This window comes from Paenibacillus paludis (genome assembly GCF_042610515.1).
Classification (GTDB): Bacteria; Bacillota; Bacilli; order Paenibacillales; family Paenibacillaceae; genus Paenibacillus_AQ.
Genome location: NZ_JBGJZP010000016.1, coordinates 169,220 through 186,510 on the forward strand (window position 1 = coordinate 169,220; position 17,291 = coordinate 186,510).

The following is a 17,291-nucleotide window of genomic DNA, read 5'->3' on the forward strand; positions in this document are numbered from 1 at the left end:
CTTTATTCCTCCTTCCGCAGCTTTGCCGTCGGCAAAATAATCTGAAACATCGCCCCTCCGGTATGGGAGGCCTTATGAACCGTAATTTCGCCTTCAAATGCATCAACAATATCCCGCACATGCGAAAGTCCGATTCCCGTAGCAGCAATACCTTCTTCATCAAATTTCGTCGTGAACCCGGGCTCGAACAGCAGCTCACGATCACGTTCCTTAATTCCGCCGCCGCTGTCAGTTACGGTGAGGATCGTAGACCCGGCTTTCTCATAGATATCTAGGGATACGCTCCCTATTCCTTTTATAACCTCAACCGCATTGGCGGTAAGATTGTTCAGCAGGGTAAGCAGTGGAATGTAGCTTGCGGTGGTATAATCGGAGTCTTGGGGAATATGGGTACTGAAGCTGATACTCTTACCCAGCATTTCGGCGTATTTGGCATTGCTCTTCACGGTAAAACTCAGGATGCCGGATAGACGCATGTCCCCGGTAACCTCGCGCTCCACCAGCTTCACCAGACCGGCCAAAATCCGCTGGGTATCCTTCTTCACCTCATGAATCTGCTGGGTAATATCCAGTACCTGGCGGCTGTATAACTGATGCTCCTCACCGGCCTTAAGATTCCGATATAGGTCATAGCTGCTCAAGGTAACACTCTCCAGTGTTCCGATCGACTTCTTCAGATAAAATACTTCACCGTAGAGGCCCGAGCCGAACCCGAGCATTTGCTCAATCCGCTGCTTCTGTTCTCTTTGCGCGATTCGCAGCTGGCTGACAGAAATGCTGCTGTACACACCGGTCGTAAAATACGTGCGGATGACAGCAATAACCATCAGATAAGTCCATTCATTCAGCCGGAAAGAGGCAGAGTCCAGCACAATCAGCCGGGTCAGCAGTTCCATTTCATTCGACACCAGATCAATAAGCGACGCAACACCGCCAAGCACAAGCGGATGGAAGGTATCCAGCTGGCTCTTAAGCAAATGCATCAATATTGCGAAGACGATATAATAGACCATTGCCGAGAAATGGCTGGTTAAACTCTGCACAAAGCTCAGCTCAGCGCCTCCCGCAGCATCCATTCCGGTACGAAACAGCAGCACGACAATGCCTGTGGCAATACCTGTACTAATGTAAGGCAGCCGCCTCATTAAAAGCAAAAACAGCAGAAACGCACTGCTGCCCATTGCAATCCGGAAGATGTCGCCATCAAACGGATTTATTTTGAATTCACCGGCCAATGCCGTCCCGGCGGCTACTATGATAATCTGCGCATATTTCGATTTCAGTATGAAATGTCCCATCGCCCACTGCTCCTGCCAAAGATGTTGACAATTATACTACCATAACCGCCTCTGCTTTCCTACGCTAAAGTACACGATCCCTGTCCGTCAGACCACTTTATTCTCCAATCTTCGCGAGAGGATCGACAGCAGGAAATTGACTGCAAAGTAAATCAGTGCTACGAGCAGCAACGTAGGAATTGCGTAGCTGTAGCCGTGCCCGATGACAATCCCGGCGTTATGCATCAGCTCCGGCAAAGAGATCACAACTGCGAGCGAGGTATCTTTTAGCAGTGAGATGAATTGGCTTACCAGAGGCGGAACCATGCGCCGCAATCCTTGAGGCAGCACTATATGCCATAAGGTCTGGAAATTGCTGAGTCCAGAGGAGCGCGCCGCTTCAATTTGCCCCTTGTCAATCGAGGTTAATCCGCCGCGCACAATCTCTGCAATCATTGCTGCTTCAAATATCGTTAGTGCGGCAATAGCCGCCGTGATCAATCCCAGCTTGATCCCCACCTCCGGCAGCGCAAAGCGGATGAAGAAAATAATCAGCAGCAGCGGCAGATTACGGATCAGCTCCACCAGTATGAACATTACCGGCGACAATACCGGCACTTCCGAATAACGGATCACTCCCATAATACAGCCAATGACAAAGCTCAGGATGATCGATACAAAAGCCACGATGAGCGTAATATACAGCCCATCCAGCAGAAACTTTAAATTATCAATGGAGTATGCGCCGGTAAAATCCAAAATAGTAACCCTCCTTAGGTGCTTTGCATGGGAAGTGTTGAAATGTTGATATACGGACAGATGATTGTCCGTAGGGTTTGGAGTGGGGAACGTGATGCGGTAGCTGGCTGGAGGCTGGGGCTATGCTGGATGCATGATTTGATTCTAAAGATGCGGGCTTGGTTCGATCCGGTGACGGGTAACTGCGGTGAATGTTGGACCTCCGGCCGCTGTTATGTTTGGATTTCCTGATTTGAACCGCTGGCCGCGGTAGAAATCCAAACATAAAGGCGGACGCTAACGCTCCTCCAGTTCCAAAATTCCCCTCCGTTACTTTCACCTTCTCTATGCCTGCTTATCTTCATCATTATTTATCCGGTATAGCTTAGGCTTCCAGGCGGGCACTACCGCTTCCGCCCCCCACAGCGCCAAACCCTCTCTCCATTCATTCCTTCTTATCAACTGGAATTCAAAGCTTCACCAAGCAAAGCTAAGATCGTGAGCCATTGATCGAAGACCTGTTATCCCGGCCTTCTCTCATCGTTACGAACCTTAATACATAAACCGCGAACCTTACAGCCGCTTCACGGACTGTAAAAACTTTAAACCCTAAACCGCGAACCTTACAGCCGCTTCACGGACTGTAAAAACTTTAAACCCTAAACCGCAAACCTTACAGCCGCTTCACGGACTGTAAAAACTTTAAACCTTAAACCGCAAACTCTACAGCCGCTTCACGGACTGTAAAACCTTAACCCTAAACCGCAAACCTTACAGCCGCTTCGCGGACTGTAAACAACTAATAATTCACCCCATAAAACATCCTATTCTAGTAATTGCGCTGCAGACGGCGCTCCCATACCCGCACGCCGTAGCTGAGCGGAAGAGTCAATACGAGATAGAACAGCGCTACGAAGATGTAGGTATCGAATGTGCGGTATGTTTCAGTTGAAATGCTATCTGCAAAATACATCAAATCAAGACCGGCGACGATGGTCAGCACCGAGGAGTTTTTAATCAGGTTAATAAACTGGTTGCCAAGCGGCGGGATGACCAGCTTAATCGCCTGCGGGAGAATGACATGCAGCATAGTCTGTATGTAGCTGAGTCCGGACGAACGTGCGGCCTCCATTTGTCCTTTGGGAACAGCCATGATTCCGGCGCGGATCGCCTCGGCGATAAAGGCTGAGGTGTATACGGCCAGGCCGATGGTTCCTGCCTTGAAGCCATCAAGTGTGAATCCCAGTGCAGAAGGACCGTAATAGAAAATATACACCACGAGCAATAGCGGAATATTACGGATAAACTCGACGTAGCCCGTTCCGAACCAGCGCAGCCCCTTCACAGACGTAATGCGGAAGACTGCGATTACTGTACCCACCAGAAAGCTGCCGAGGAGAGCGAGTACGCTGGAGAGTAAAGTGCCCTTAAAGCCCTCCATATACTGGCCGAAATAATCGGTTAATATCGTAAAATCCATGGATCTCACCTACCCTTGCCTAAAGATGATTGCTCACTTGCCCCATTTGTCATCCGTTTGATCTTACAGGCAGAAACGGCAGAGCCGCCCTTTAAAGGACGGCTACCGTTCATGCAAGGACCAATGGTGAATGTAGAGCATGATGTCAAAAATGCCTGCCCCTCCTTATTTTGCCGGAGCTTTACCGATCCATTTCGTATAAATGGCATCATAGTCACCGCTTGATTTCAGTTCGGTCAAGGTATCATTAATGGCTTTAACTACATCGGTGTTGCCCTTCTGTACAGCAATGCCGTAAGGTTCGTCGGTGAACGGTTCGCCTACAACCTCGAAGTTCGGATCCTGCGAAGCCATACCATACAGGATGGCATCATCTGTTGTTAACGCGTCCCCTTGACCCGCCTTCAGGGCACTGAACGCATCCTGGTAGTTATCAAATTCCAGTACAGTTACACCCGGAACCTTTTCTTTAATGTTTTTGATCGAGGTTGCACCCTTGGAGCCGAGTATCTTGGTATCCTTCGTTACATCCTCAAGACCGGTGATCGTACTACCCTTCTTTACTAGCAGCGATTGTCCGGCTTGGAAATAAACGTCGGAGAAGTCAACCTCCTTCTTGCGCTCTTCGGTGATGGTCATGGTAGCGACAACCATATCGATCTCACCATTGTTCAGCATTGGAATCCGTGTCTTGGAGGTTACTTCCTTCAGTTCAATTGCGTTCTCGTCACCGAGAATATGTTTGGCAATGGCTTTGGAAATGTCGATGTCGAAGCCCTCCACGTTGCCCGATCCCGGATCTTTCAGTCCGAACAGTCTCGTATCGTACTTCACACCTACCAGCAGCTTGCCGCGTTCCTTAATCTTGGCAATAGCTTTGGAATCCGTAGATCCCCCTGAAGCATTGTTGCCGCCGGCAGCATTGTTACTGTTCACATTGTTGTTGCCACATCCGGCAATTACGAACAAGGCGGCAGCGATCATCAGCACACTTAACCGTTTGAAGCTTTTGGACATTTTCATTTCTCTTCCTCCCCTTATTGCTGTCTATTTGGTTAATGACTTAATACACGGCTGAGAAATGTGCGTGTCCGCTCTTCCTGCGGGCTGGCGAAGAACTGCTCCGGCTCGGCTTCCTCTACGATTTGTCCCTGATCCATGAAAATAACCCGGTCCGCAACCTCGCGGGCAAACCCCATCTCATGGGTGACCACAACCATCGTCATGCCTTCACGGGCCAGCGTCCGCATCACGTCCAGCACCTCACCAACCATTTCCGGATCCAGCGCGGATGTCGGTTCGTCGAAAAGCATTATTTTCGGCTTCATCGCCAGTCCCCGGGCAATCGCCACGCGTTGCTGCTGGCCGCCTGACAACTGGGACGGATAAGCCAGAGCTTTATCGGCAATCCCTACCTTCTCCAGGTAATACATCGCTGTCTTCTCCGCTTCCGCCTTGGAAAGCCCCAGCACCTTGATCGGTGCCAGTGTAATATTGTCGATCACCTTTTTATGCGGATACAGGTTGAAATGCTGAAACACCATTCCAATTTCTTTGCGCAGCTTATTGATATCCGTCTTGCGTTCATTTACAGTTATCCCGTCCACGGTCAATCCGCCGCTCGTAATCGTCTCCAGCCGGTTAATGCAGCGCAGCATCGTGCTTTTACCTGAGCCGGAAGGACCGACCACGACAACCACTTCCCCTTCCTGAACATGCAGGTCGATTGCTTTCAGTACATGAAAATGTCCGTAATGTTTGTCTACTTGATGAAAGTCGATCAACGACAGGCCTCCTTTGCCACGCTTTTTAAGTTCTTGCACAATCTCCGAACCGTTCTCTGTCAGCTATGGTAACACTTAAAACACACCTTACTTTAAAGACTACGAAATCCTACATAATACTACGCGAATCACAAATTTTTCATGTCATTTTCTTTTTTAAACGTGATATATTTCCTTTTCTTTTACCTCTGATTAATGCATTTTATCGGGATTGCGTTACTTTTTGTGACATTCCTCTCTTGAAATATAAAAAGACACCTTTCGGTGTCTCCGCTCTGATCCTATTCCATTCATCTAAAAAGACAACAAAAAAAGATGTCCGCAGCCATCCGTGGCTTCCGTGACATCTTCATACCCGTGCTCTAGAAGAAAATTGTGAAGATAACTCCCGCCAGCACTGCACTGATCGGAATTGTAATAAACCAGGTAACGATAATCCGTCCGGCAACTCCCCATTTCACAGCGGAGAAGCGTTTGGCAGAGCCTACACCAAGAATAGAGGATGTAATGGCATGCGTTGAACTTACCGGCAAATGCATCAGCGTGGCCGAGAAAATAACAGAAGCCGCGGATATATCCGCTGCAAAGCCGTTGATCGGCTCGATTTTGAAAATCTTGGTTCCCATCGTCTTAATGATCTTCCAGCCGCCAATCGAAGTTCCGAGTGCCATCGACGTGGCTGCAGCAATCTTAACCCACAGCGGAACCTCCATAGTCTCCAAACGTCCCGAGGTCACGAGCGCAAAGGTGATAATCCCCATCGCCTTCTGGGCATCATTCGTGCCGTGCGTGAAGGATTGCAGCGCCGCTGTAATGATCTGCATCGAGCGGAAGCCTTTATTCACCGTGTGCGGACTGCGTTTGGCGAAGATCCATTTCAGTATCGTCATAACAATATAACCAATGACAAAGGCAATGAGCGGGGAGAAAATCAATCCTTCCACAATCTCAACAAAACCGCTCCATTTGATGTGGTCCGTACCGGCCCCTACATATACAGCACCGGCCAATGCCCCGATAAGTGCATGTGAAGAAGAAGAAGGAATCCCCAGCCACCAGGTAACCAGATTCCAGATAATCGCGGCGATCAGGGTAGCTATAACAATATCAATCCCGTTATCTAGCAAGGTAGGGTCGGTAATGCTGCCGCCGATCTTCTTGGCTACTCCTGTAAACATCAGAGCCCCTACAAAGTTCATCGACGCCGCCATAATGATAGCGGTACGCGGCTTTAGCGCCCGTGTGGAGACGGAGGTGGCGATTGCGTTGGCTGTATCATGGAAGCCGTTGATGAAATCGAACGCAAGCGCGAGAAATATAACAAAACCTAGCATAAATAATGATGTTTCCATATTTCAGAGCCCCTTATGAGTTGCGCATGATGATTGATTCCAGCATGTTGGCTACGTCTTCACATTTATCCGTGGTCGTCTCCAACCGCTCATACAGCTCTTTGCGCTTGATCAGCTCAATCGGGTCTTTTACGGTCTCGAATAAGGCTTTGGTGCAAATGCGAAGCACTTCATCCCCTTGATTCTCCAGATCATTCAGACGAATGGTATACTCACGAATCGCCAGGAGTTTCTTCTGGGACAGCAAATGAACGGCTTTTTGGATTTCATAGGCAGATTGGCGCAGAATTTCCGCGAATTGAACGATATATTCATCAGGGTCCAGCAGGTTATACATATAGAAACGCGAGGCCGAAGCTTCCAGGCCGTCAATGACATCGTCCATACTGGTAATTAAGTCCATAATGTCGTCGCGTTCCAGCGGCGTGATGAACGTCTTGTTCAACTCTTTAATAACGGTGTGCGTGTAAGTATCGCATTGGGATTCGTACTTCTTCATCACCGCAGCGAAGTTTTCGACATTCTCCTGGAGAGTTGTAATATTCTGAGCGAAGTAATCCGCAGCCTGGACAATGGTGTCAGCCATATTTTCCAGCGTCTCAAAGAAAATGTCCTTTTTTTTAAACTTCATTAGTTTAAACCCCTTTACATAAAATTGCCGTGAAAACTTGAAGCCACTCATATGTAAACAGCATGAAAATGAATGACAACCCTTGTTATCTTATCATATCAATAGAAGGGATAGAAGTAAAAAGAACGAACTTTTTTACACTATATTAACAATTCCCAGTAATAACAGAAATAATTCTCTGAACAGCCATTTTTCAGGTTTGGAATCACGTTGTACTTGGAACCGCTGTATAGTTCACATGGCTGCTGAAGGCTGGCGCATTAGGGACGATCAGAATATGTGTGACGCCCGGATACATCAGCGCTTCTGTCCCGTCACTCTTCACAAACCGGATCACATCGTCCGGCTTGCGTGACCATTTGCCTTTGATCACCTGCCCGCGCTGAAACAGCAGCGCTTCGCCGCCCAGCTCCACATCAATCTGCAGTCTGCCGACATCATCCAGCACCTTATGGTCCGATCCAATCACCATGACATTCGCCGCTTCCACAGGACTGGCATTATTCAGATCCAAATGCGGCTTCCCGTTCACCCAGCGCAGGTAGGTCCGCGTCTCGGGATTATATTTATAACCTACGTTATAACTTGTCAGCAGAAAGTTAACATTTAACTCCACAGCAGCCTCACCTTCAGTCGGCAAGAAATCCGGATCGGTGAATGGATACCCGGGAACCTGGGCTTTCTCCGCATACCCCAGCCTTCCGGCACCCTCCCGCAGCTTGGCTGCATTGCTGTAGAGGTTATGCGGAGCTTTGCGCTCCTTGTCCCGCCAGAAATAGGCACCGGCCCGGCCGATCTCATCCATATCCTCCTTCTTCTGACCTTGCAGAATCGCATATGCAGCAGGACTGCCGCCGGCATGTACCGTGACCGCCCCATAACTCTCACCGATATCGATCAGATAAGGGCGGATACTGCGGATAGGTCCGATTTTGACGACTCCGGTATGACTCTGGAAGATCCCGATCAGCCGGGTAATTCCGCCTTCAGCCAACACTTCGTACAGAATGTCCGCTTCGCTGATACCGGACTGCGGCCGGGCAGCGGGTGCATTATTGATCATTACAGCCAAAGGCCTCAGCAGCTCCCCTTGCACCGGAAGCCCGGTCAATCCGGACAACTGCCCCGTGTTAGCAGGATCGGTTGTCGGCGACGGCTCTATGGAAGCAGTTGGCACCGGAGACAGTGTTGGCGATGGGGACGGGGCAGGCAGATTCTCCGCGCTTGGTGTTCCGCAGGCGGAGAGCAGCAGTGCAGTAAGCATAAGACCGGATATGAGACGGGAAGAATAGCGGTTCATGGTCATAAACTTGTTGTTCCTCCTAAAAGTTTTGTGAGCTTAACTTCATAGATTCTACTCCGTACAAAACTGGCTTCGAAAGCATGTGCTTAAAGTTTTGTAGCTTTACTTCTTTGAATTCACTCCGTACAAAATTCACTTCGTACAAAACCCGTATCGCGTTTCTTCCATTTAATCACAGGCTAGCAGATTTGTCTTGCACACTGCCTTCTTCATCCGCAAAATAAAAAGGATACAGCCCGCTATCGGCTGTATCCTATGTTTATTGTATGAATTTGCGCTAGTCTACCATCCAGCAGTTCAGGCTGAGTGTTCCGTATTGATACGCCTGAATCATCAGTTGTGCCCGCTTGCCTTCATCTGCGGTGCCCATAATATAGAAGAGCGGAACAAAATGTTCCCTTCCATAAGACGGAACCGCTTCGCGCACATGCGGTGCCTGCTTCTCGTACGCGAACAAAGACGGCAGATCCCATGCCGCAAGTCCTTTGGCAACCCACGCATCGAAATCGAGTGCCCATTGCTCGGGTGTATCATCCTGCTTGAGCAGCCGCAGATTGTGGACTAATCCTCCGCTTCCAATCAGCAGTATTCCCTCATCCCGCAGCGGAGCCAGCATTCGCCCGATAGTATACTGTTCCTCGGGAGAGCGCAAAGAATCGACGGATAAAGCCACTACCGGAATATCGGCCTGCGGGAACATCTTCTTCAGGATCACCCATACGCCATGATCAAGGCCGCGCCCCAGAACAGGCTGATGGGCGAGATTATTCTCCTTGAAGAGCTCGGAAATACGGTTGCTGAGTGCGGGATCACCCGGGGCAGGATAGGTCAGCGAATACATTTCTTCCGGAAATCCATAGAAATCATGCTGCGTCTCATGCTGTGCGTCCACGGTAATCAGCTGCTCAGGGCTATCCCAATGCGCGGAGAAAACTACAATACCGCGGAGCTTCCCCAGATCCTGACCAAGCCGCTCCAGGAAACGGGTGTACTCATTATCCTCCAGAGCGAGGAGCGGAGAACCGTGCGCAATAAAAAATGCCGGTAATTTCATAGGGTGCCAACCTCCATAACCCAGTATATGGTGTGCCCCTTTATTTTACCGCTAAATCACAGTTATTGCTAATGCTACATATCACCTATATCATCCAGTTCTGCCATTCCTGCTGCAGATGCTCCTGCTGGTTCATCCACTCCCGGGTCCGTTTCAGCACCTGCTCCTGCGCCGGGCCTGAGGAAAAGGTATGGTCTCCCTGAAAAATGATCTCCTTGTCGCAGCGTCCCTCCGGCCGGGTCCAGAACAGCTTCTGATAAAGGAAGGCATAATCAACCGGAATGACATCGTCGGAGGTTCCATGAATAACGAGCACATCTCCACTGAACTTGCCGGCCTCCTGAAAAGGCTGGAAAGCAGCCAGCGAGTTGAAATATACCGGCGTAAACGTATATCCGGCGTAATCGGACGACCCGCTCTTCACCGACCGGTCATAAGCTTCCCTTCCTACAATCTTTACGATATCATTGAACGGATAGCCGACGGCAGACCACAGGACCAGATTCTTCACCCTCCGGTCGCGGACTCCGGTCAAGAGAGCTACGGCACCGCCGAGACTGTGTCCGATAAGCGTAACGCGCTGCGGATCCACGTCTGCAGAACCGATCCCGTAATCAAGCACGGCCCGGGTCTGGGCAATCATGGATTCCATATCCTCGCTGCCGTAATTCCCGGTGCTCTCTCCGCATCCCGCATAATCAAAGCGGATCACCATATATCCGTCCTGCGCCAATTCACGGGCAGCCTTGACAAAGATCCGGTCAACGCCGATCCGGCTGCCTACAAAACCATGGCAAATAACCGCCAGAGGCACACGGTCCTTGCAGCGGCCGCTGCTCCCCTTTTCACGCGATGGATAGTGTATGCTTGCTGTGAGCTCCTCCTGGTTATGCCGGATAATAATGTTCCGTTCCATGGCCGTATCCTCCTCTAAAAGTAAAGCTATTCCAAAGTACAATAATTCCGATTAATTTAGTGTGATTTATATCTTTATTATACGGTTTACGCTATTATTGTCAACAAGAAGCCAGCGGAAATCAATAATGACCGAAAAGGCCCCTTCCGCTCCCAAAGGAACAAAAGAGGCCCCTGTCCGCAAAACTCACTCAATCGTAGCTGTCGTGAAACATATCATGGGTTTCCCGTCTGCCTTCCCAATCCTCCAGGCCGTTATCCTGGTCCTGCCCCGCTGCGTCCCACAGGCTGAAGCCGTCGGAATTGCCCCAATCGCCCACTTCATTAGCCTGCGCAGGCGCGAAGCCGTCACCCATGAATTTGCCTGGTTCTTCTTTTTTCTCATGTCCCATAACGCTGCCTGCCTTCCTATAAGCTGTATTTGGTGAAGCAACTTCAAACTTCATTATCAGTGTTCACTCTTCCAAAAGGATTATTCACGGGACAGGAAAATGGATGTCCTTGCACACAACAGCCGCCCAACCGTATACTCTAGGTTATAGGCTATCTCGATCAAGACTACTGGAGGTTTACATCCATACTATGAAAGTCAAAGCTATGATTAAACAAAATAACGTTCTGCGCGAGCAGATGACACCATCTAACCGCTCTTATATGGAAGATATGATTCTGGAGATGCGGAGCAGCCGGGTAGAAGCTGTCCGCGCGGAGGAACTGCTGCTGGAAGCAGCAAACCTTATGCTGCGGGAACAGAGTAACGGCAAAGATGCCAAGCAAATATTCGGAGAGCATCCGGGAGATTATTTCCGGGAGATCATAGACAGCATTCCTGAACGCCCTATGCGCAGCCAGTGGAACTATTACTTGATGATATCCTGGGCATCTCTGACGAGTCTGTTCGCCGTACTCGCGATTGCCGGGCTCATCCTGTTATGGATCACCGGATCAGCAGGCATATTCAGCCAGATCAGCCTGTTTACGATTCTGCTCGTAGGCGCAGGCTCCGTGGTTATTATTGAACTGCTTATGAAATGGCTGTCCTCCCTGTCCGAAAGCGATGCACCCAGACCTAAACCCTTTGATCTCAAAGGGCTGGGCGTCTATGTCGTGATCGTCATCATCGCCGTATTTGCCGGGGCATTCCTCGAAAACTTGTTTCCGGTCATCTCCATCTCCCCCTGGGTGAGCCTGATTCTGTGTCTGGGCGGAGGGCTTGGACTGAAACTTATATTCTTCAGATCATAGATTTCTCATTCTACTTCCGACCAAACAGGAGGAACTTCCATGAAGAAGCACATCATACTAACCGCGGTTATTGCTGCAGTACTGGGAATCCAGCCGGGCTTCGCTGCACCCGTGCAGGCGGAAGGATCAGCCGCCGCATCTGCCGGAGCCTCCAAATCAGTGGTAACTGAAGCCGCCAAGAAGCAACATGCCGAAGCGGTCTATAAAACGACCTTGTCGCTGCTGAAATCTTCCAGCACGCTTCATCAGGGAATCAGCTACCTGAACAGCAACATTTACTCGGTCACCCCCTATCAGGCGGCATTAATGACCCTGAGGCTGGAGAATCTGCAAAAATCGCTGCTGCAATCCTGGGAGAGCAGATTCAGCAGCAACGAAATCCAGCGTAAACTCACCTCCATCTACAAAGAGGGCAGCAGCATGGCCAAGCTTGCCGAGAGTACAGAGGATGCTGCCTTGAGCAGCCTGCTGAAGAGCGCCGGAGAGAGCGGCTACAAGCTGGAGAATGCGGAAGGGACTTTTTTTCCAATCATCGATTATTCAACCTACCGCAGATATAAAATGTATGTTACGGATGACATCCGCGATTATATTACGATTATGGCCATCGAGTCGGAGCTTCCTTCATCCAAGGACAACGGCCTTGTGATTTCCTGGACGGATGTGGTTGCCCGGGCGCTGTCCCAGGAAGAGTTCACCCTTTCCTACCCCAAATCGAACCGGATCGCGGCAGTTAAGACGCTGTATTCCATGTATGTTAGCGATACTTTCTATGGCCAGAACAATACGCCGCTCTTCCACTATGACAATCTGGAGATGGATCTGGAAGCCCAGAAAGCCTATAGCAGCATACTGGCCAAGCACAACGGCAGCAGTCAAATTCTCCAGAAGCTGGATGGCCTTATGAAGCTGTTGAAGGAAAATGGCTATAAGCTTGATGAAGGTGTCCAGCAGTATCTGAAGACAGAAGTCCCCCTCACCTGAACTATGCAAAAATGCCCGCCCCCTGCTGTTTCGGGGGCGGGCATTTTGCATAGATAACCGGTAAACCGTGTTTCCTTGCTTAAATCAGCATATTAAACAGATTGGGATCCTTGTTGATCTCGGTATAATCAAGACCCTTCTGCTGCATCCGTTCGATCAGCGGGGCGTAGTCATCTGTGTTCAGAAGCTCGATGCCGACCAGCGCCGGGCCGTTCTCCTTGTCATTCTTCTTCGTATACTCGAACCGTGTAATATCATCGTTAGGTCCAAGCACCTCGGCCAGGAACTCACGCAGTGCACCAGCCCGCTGCGGAAAGTTGACCATAAAGTAATGCTTCAGACCTTCATAAATCAATGACCGTTCTTTAATTTCCTGCATCCGGTCAATATCATTGTTGCCACCGCTCACGATGCAGACCACCGTCTTGCCGCGGATTTGATCACGGTACTGATCAAGCGCAGCCATGGGCAGCGAGCCTGCCGGTTCAACGACAATGGCATTTTCGTTGTACAGCTCCAGAATTGTCGTGCACGCCTTGCCCTCCGGCACTTTAATAACGTCATCCAGATGCCGGGAGCAGATATCATAGGTAAGTCCGCCGACACGCTTCACGGCTGCGCCGTCCACAAACTTATTGATTTCTTCAAGGGTCACTACAGCCCCGTTGTTCATAGCTTCACTCATGGAAGCCGCACCAGTCGGCTCTACACCAATCACCTTGGTATTCGGGCTTACAGTCTTCACGTAGGTGGCTACACCGGCAGCCAGACCGCCCCCGCCGATGGTAACGAACATGAAGTCCGCCGGCTTGTCCAAACTTTCCATAATCTCCATGGCAACCGTCCCGTTGCCGGCGATAATACGCGGCTCATCGAAGGGATGGATCAGTGTCATCCCGTGATCTATACAAGCCTGCAAGGCTTCATCATACGCATCGTCGAAGGTATCCCCCTTCAGAATAACCTCAACATATTCACCGCCGAACCGCCGGACCTGTTTGATCTTCTGGTTGGGGGTGGTGGTTGGCATATAGATCTTGCCCTTAATGCCTAGTGCTTTGCAGGAATACGCCACGCCCTGCGCATGGTTTCCCGCGCTGGCACAGACGATTCCCTTGCTTCTATCCTCCGCAGACAAGCTTCGAATCATATTGTACGCGCCGCGAATCTTGAAAGAACGGACAATCTGCAAGTCCTCACGTTTCAAATACACATTGCAGCCGTATTTGGCCGACAACACCGCATCCAGCTGCAGCGGTGTACGGACGATAACCTCCCGCAGCACATGGTGTGCCCGCACAATATCTTCCATTCCTACGATCCGGTTTTCGCCTTCTCTCATCAATTCCTCGCCTCACTGTCTCTATCTAATCTATTTGCTTCTTGTAACATACTCTTCCAAGGACATTTTATCAAGCATTGTCCTCTCCGGGCAACACATGAATACCTTTTATATACGGTCCTAGTTCGGCAGCTAGGCTTTGAATCTGGATACCGTTGTCAGCAATTGGGCGGAGCTGTGTTTGATTTCTTCCATTTCGGCCACGATGCCCCCGGATTTGCCAATAATCTGCTCGGCTTGGGCAGCGATGCTCCCCGCGCCCTCAGCTCCCTCGTTCGTGGCACTGCTGGTCTCGCTGATTGCGGTGAGCATACTCTGGATGGAAGCCAGCAGCTGCTCGGAGGTGGCGCTAAAGTCCGTTACCAGCTCATCGATATATTTGGCATCCTCGCTGTACTGCCGGCCCGTCTCCTGCATGGAATTATAGTCCTGCAGCACCTGCTGGTCCATAAAGCGCAGCATACTCTCCGCCCCCTCCACCAGGCCGGACACCGCTCTAACTACGGCCTCCGTTGCCTCCTGAATCTCAGTCACCGTGTCTCGCGAGTTGTCGGCCAGCTTGCGGATCTCCTCCGCCACAACAGCGAATCCCCGGCCCGCTTCTCCCGCTCTGGCCGCTTCAATCGAGGCGTTCAGCGACAGCAGGTTGGTCTGGGCAGCAATCTCCAGAATCGCACTAGTTAAGGTGCCAATCCGTGAGATGGATTTCGATTGCTCTATCGCGCTCCGCAGCTTCACTTCGCTCTCTCCATACATCTCGTCCGCTTGCTTCCGCGAGCGGAACGCCCCCTCCTTGAGCCGTTCGGCCCGCTCATTGATCGCACTGGCAGCATCAGCGCCTTCCTGGGCTTTGCGGGCAATACCGCTGACCGCATGCCCGATCTCATTCGTGCTGGCGTTCATTTCCTCCATCGAGGCTGCCGTCTGCTGCATTCCAGCCGATAATTCCTCCGTAATGGCCGAGATCTCGGAGATGCTTCCGTCCAGTGCAGATACATTTTTCTCCGTATTGTCCACAGCGCCCGAAATGCTCTGCGAGCTGCTCATAATGTCCTGAATCAGCGCCTGCTGCGAAGAGATCATCTCGTTGAAGCCGTGCGCCAACACTCCGATTTCTCCTTTGGCTGTAACCTTGGCCCGTACCGACAAATCACCGGACATCGCCTTTTGGAAAGCAGCAGTCAGGATCGGAATCTGCTTCAGAATGCTGTTGGAGACAAAATAGAGCAGCACGGACATCACCACTATAGAAGCGATGATGGAGAGCATGAAGATCAGTTTGAACATCTGCAGTTCCTTCTCCGCATTTTTTTCAGGAACAATCAGCGCTACCGACCACTGGTTCTCCACCGCAGGGGAATAGGATACATAGCTTGCCTTTCCGTCGATATCCGTCTGGATGACATTGGAGCCCCACTCAGTCATTTTATCACCGACTGCTTTCCAGTCCTCGCCAAGATCGCCCATCTTCTTCAGCAGAATATTATCGCTGTCCGGATGATAGATGAACGTACCGGTCTTATCAATCAGTACAGCAAAACCGCTGCCCTTATAGTTAAAAGCACTCAACGCCTGTGTTATTTGCTCCGTGGAGATATCCGCTCCCGCCACTCCAATCAGCTTGCCGGCATCATTCAGAATCGGCGCACTGACACTGACTACCATCTTGCCCGAGCCGGCATCAATATAAGGGTCTGTAACTGTAACACGGTTATTCTTGGCCGTCACCGCGTACCAGTCGCGTTCCTTCAGATTAAAATCTGCCGGAGGTTCAAACTCATCCTGGGTAATCACTTTGTTTAGCGCATCCATTCCCACATATACGTTCAGCAGGTTTTTGTTGTTGTCCTTAATCAGGTTAAGTGTACGGATCAGTTCACTATAGCCGTTTGTCGTCTTTAGCGTATCCCCGGAGTCTGCCCGATCGATGAAGTCACGGACATAAGCATTGGCATTGAGCAGCTCCACACTGTTCATAGCGGGACGAAGCAGGTCATTGACCTTCACACTGATTTTCTCCTTCTCATAGGTCAGCGAGCTGTTCAGATCATCTACAATGATTTGTTTCGCATTGCTGTAGATCACAACCGATACAATAACGAAAATAGCAACGACAGATAAAATCACGGACAAAAACAGCTTGCCGCGGATACCCATATTGCTAAAGGTTCGAATCATTGAACGCAATGCGGAGAACAGCCCGCTTACCTTCTTTTCCTGTACAGCCGGGTGATCCGGCTCCTTCTTCTCCACAACCTTAAGCTCAGGCTGCAGCCCATTCTTGATCTTCTCTTCCTTATTTTTTCTTAGTGCCATAGGACTCCCCGCCTTCCATAAAATATGGGCCGACAATACTCTCTCTATGAATGTTTCCTTGTTTTCGACTTATTTCTGCAAAAAATCCCTTTATCCCTTTACCGTTTTACCTCGAGCTGTGAAAAAACTGTGTCCATGTCAGGTATTTTCACAAAAGAGCATAATAAAAAACACATTTTTATGTAAAAATGCGTAATTCGACCCTATTTATGCTGAGATCAAGGATTTCGTTGGTTTTTATGTGAGGATTTATATCAGTAAGGGGGTTAAATAGAGAGTGAAGAGGGAGGTGATCCGATTTATTCTTAAAGCTTAGCGCTGGGAGAGGATTGCAGTTGCGGCACCAGATGATACTTCGAAGATTGTGCAAACGATTTGCCGCAACCACGCAAGTTTTTATAACTTTTAACTTTCAATCCTTCTGTGTTCAGACAAACCGGAGACGCAGGGAGTGGGTAGGCCAAAGCTCCTCGTTTACAGGTTCATTGTTGCTATGGAACGATTTCATGGCTGTACGCGTGCCAGAACTCCTGTTGTATTCATTTATAAGTTCGTCGAGCACCATCGATTGATGGAGCACGGCGGGATGGCCCAGAGTATATTGATTTTCCAACTTATTCAGCTTATACCGGGCTTGTTCAATGCGTTGTTTCAAACATTCCGCTTCCTTCACTCTTATCCCTCCTCATTTAAGTATTTTAGAAGAGTATTTCTTTTTCCGGGTGAAAATTTTTTTCAGAGAACCTCCCCTATCAAGTGGAAACGGATACCGTCCTCAAAAGGACGGTATCCGTTTCAGCGAGAAATAGAAGGATAATTTATAGCGTGAAGCATATAAATTCTGGCGTAATATATAATCCTTGTAGAAAA

16 protein-coding genes are annotated in these 17,291 nt (G+C 49.8%); 2 read left to right on the forward strand and 14 right to left on the reverse strand.

The features are described 5' to 3' along the window. Positions 1-2: 2 nt before the first annotated feature. The 11 genes from ACAN56_RS25615 to ACAN56_RS25665 all read right to left on the reverse strand — a co-directional run bounded on the left by ACAN56_RS25615 (position 3) and on the right by ACAN56_RS25665 (position 10,926). A complete protein-coding gene (locus ACAN56_RS25615; RefSeq protein WP_379146319.1) occupies positions 3-1,298 on the reverse strand; it encodes an ATP-binding protein in 1,296 nt (431 codons plus the stop codon). Positions 1,299-1,385: 87 nt separating this feature from the next. Next, complete coding sequence (locus tag ACAN56_RS25620) at positions 1,386-2,036, reverse strand: amino acid ABC transporter permease (protein WP_379146322.1); 651 nt, start codon at positions 2,034-2,036, stop codon at positions 1,386-1,388. Between the two features lie 808 nt (positions 2,037-2,844). Next, positions 2,845-3,495 (reverse strand): amino acid ABC transporter permease, encoded by a 651-nt coding sequence (locus ACAN56_RS25625; protein ID WP_038585717.1) that lies wholly within the window; start codon positions 3,493-3,495, stop codon positions 2,845-2,847. Between the two features lie 165 nt (positions 3,496-3,660). Next, positions 3,661-4,518: a glutamate ABC transporter substrate-binding protein gene (locus ACAN56_RS25630; RefSeq protein ID WP_379146326.1), complete on the reverse strand. Its 858-nt coding sequence runs from the start codon at positions 4,516-4,518 to the stop codon at positions 3,661-3,663. A 32-nt stretch (positions 4,519-4,550) separates the two neighbouring features. Continuing rightward, positions 4,551-5,279 (reverse strand): amino acid ABC transporter ATP-binding protein, encoded by a 729-nt coding sequence (locus ACAN56_RS25635; protein WP_038585714.1) that lies wholly within the window; start codon positions 5,277-5,279, stop codon positions 4,551-4,553. 362 nt (positions 5,280-5,641) lie between these two features. Then, on the reverse strand, positions 5,642-6,631 hold the full coding sequence (locus ACAN56_RS25640; protein WP_038585711.1) for an inorganic phosphate transporter: 990 nt from the start codon (positions 6,629-6,631) through the stop codon (positions 5,642-5,644). A gap of 13 nt (positions 6,632-6,644) precedes the next feature. Beyond that, entirely contained in the window at positions 6,645-7,262 is a 618-nt protein-coding gene (locus tag ACAN56_RS25645; RefSeq protein WP_038585709.1) for a DUF47 domain-containing protein, read from the reverse strand. 205 nt (positions 7,263-7,467) lie between these two features. Beyond that, positions 7,468-8,568, reverse strand: coding sequence for a DUF3048 domain-containing protein (locus ACAN56_RS25650; protein WP_379146332.1), 1,101 nt, complete (start codon positions 8,566-8,568; stop codon positions 7,468-7,470). A gap of 274 nt (positions 8,569-8,842) precedes the next feature. Continuing rightward, complete coding sequence (locus tag ACAN56_RS25655) at positions 8,843-9,619, reverse strand: DODA-type extradiol aromatic ring-opening family dioxygenase (protein WP_038585705.1); 777 nt, start codon at positions 9,617-9,619, stop codon at positions 8,843-8,845. An 85-nt stretch (positions 9,620-9,704) separates the two neighbouring features. Beyond that, positions 9,705-10,535 (reverse strand): alpha/beta hydrolase family protein, encoded by an 831-nt coding sequence (locus tag ACAN56_RS25660; RefSeq protein WP_038585703.1) that lies wholly within the window; start codon positions 10,533-10,535, stop codon positions 9,705-9,707. A 190-nt stretch (positions 10,536-10,725) separates the two neighbouring features. Beyond that, positions 10,726-10,926 carry a hypothetical protein gene (locus ACAN56_RS25665; RefSeq protein ID WP_156130804.1) on the reverse strand — a complete coding sequence of 67 codons (201 nt, stop codon included), beginning with the start codon at positions 10,924-10,926 and terminating at the stop codon, positions 10,726-10,728. 190 nt (positions 10,927-11,116) lie between these two features. Between ACAN56_RS25665 and ACAN56_RS25670 the strand changes: the two genes are divergently transcribed. Continuing rightward, positions 11,117-11,779 carry a DUF1129 family protein gene (locus tag ACAN56_RS25670; protein ID WP_379146336.1) on the forward strand — a complete coding sequence of 221 codons (663 nt, stop codon included), beginning with the start codon at positions 11,117-11,119 and terminating at the stop codon, positions 11,777-11,779. A gap of 39 nt (positions 11,780-11,818) precedes the next feature. Beyond that, on the forward strand, positions 11,819-12,763 hold the full coding sequence (locus ACAN56_RS25675) for a hypothetical protein (protein ID WP_379146339.1): 945 nt from the start codon (positions 11,819-11,821) through the stop codon (positions 12,761-12,763). Positions 12,764-12,842: 79 nt separating this feature from the next. On the opposite strand, the gene ilvA is transcribed toward ACAN56_RS25675, so the two are convergent. The 3 genes from ilvA to ACAN56_RS25690 all read right to left on the reverse strand — a co-directional run bounded on the left by ilvA (position 12,843) and on the right by ACAN56_RS25690 (position 17,076). Next, entirely contained in the window at positions 12,843-14,105 is a 1,263-nt protein-coding gene (gene ilvA, locus ACAN56_RS25680; protein ID WP_342438284.1) for a threonine ammonia-lyase IlvA, read from the reverse strand. 132 nt (positions 14,106-14,237) lie between these two features. Further along, positions 14,238-16,421: a methyl-accepting chemotaxis protein gene (locus ACAN56_RS25685; RefSeq protein ID WP_379146343.1), complete on the reverse strand. Its 2,184-nt coding sequence runs from the start codon at positions 16,419-16,421 to the stop codon at positions 14,238-14,240. Positions 16,422-16,848: 427 nt separating this feature from the next. Then, the gene (locus ACAN56_RS25690) at positions 16,849-17,076 is read right to left on the reverse strand and encodes an aspartyl-phosphate phosphatase Spo0E family protein (protein WP_306080819.1); all 228 of its coding nucleotides are present in this window, start codon (positions 17,074-17,076) and stop codon (positions 16,849-16,851) included. Between the last annotated feature and the right edge of the window lie 215 nt (positions 17,077-17,291).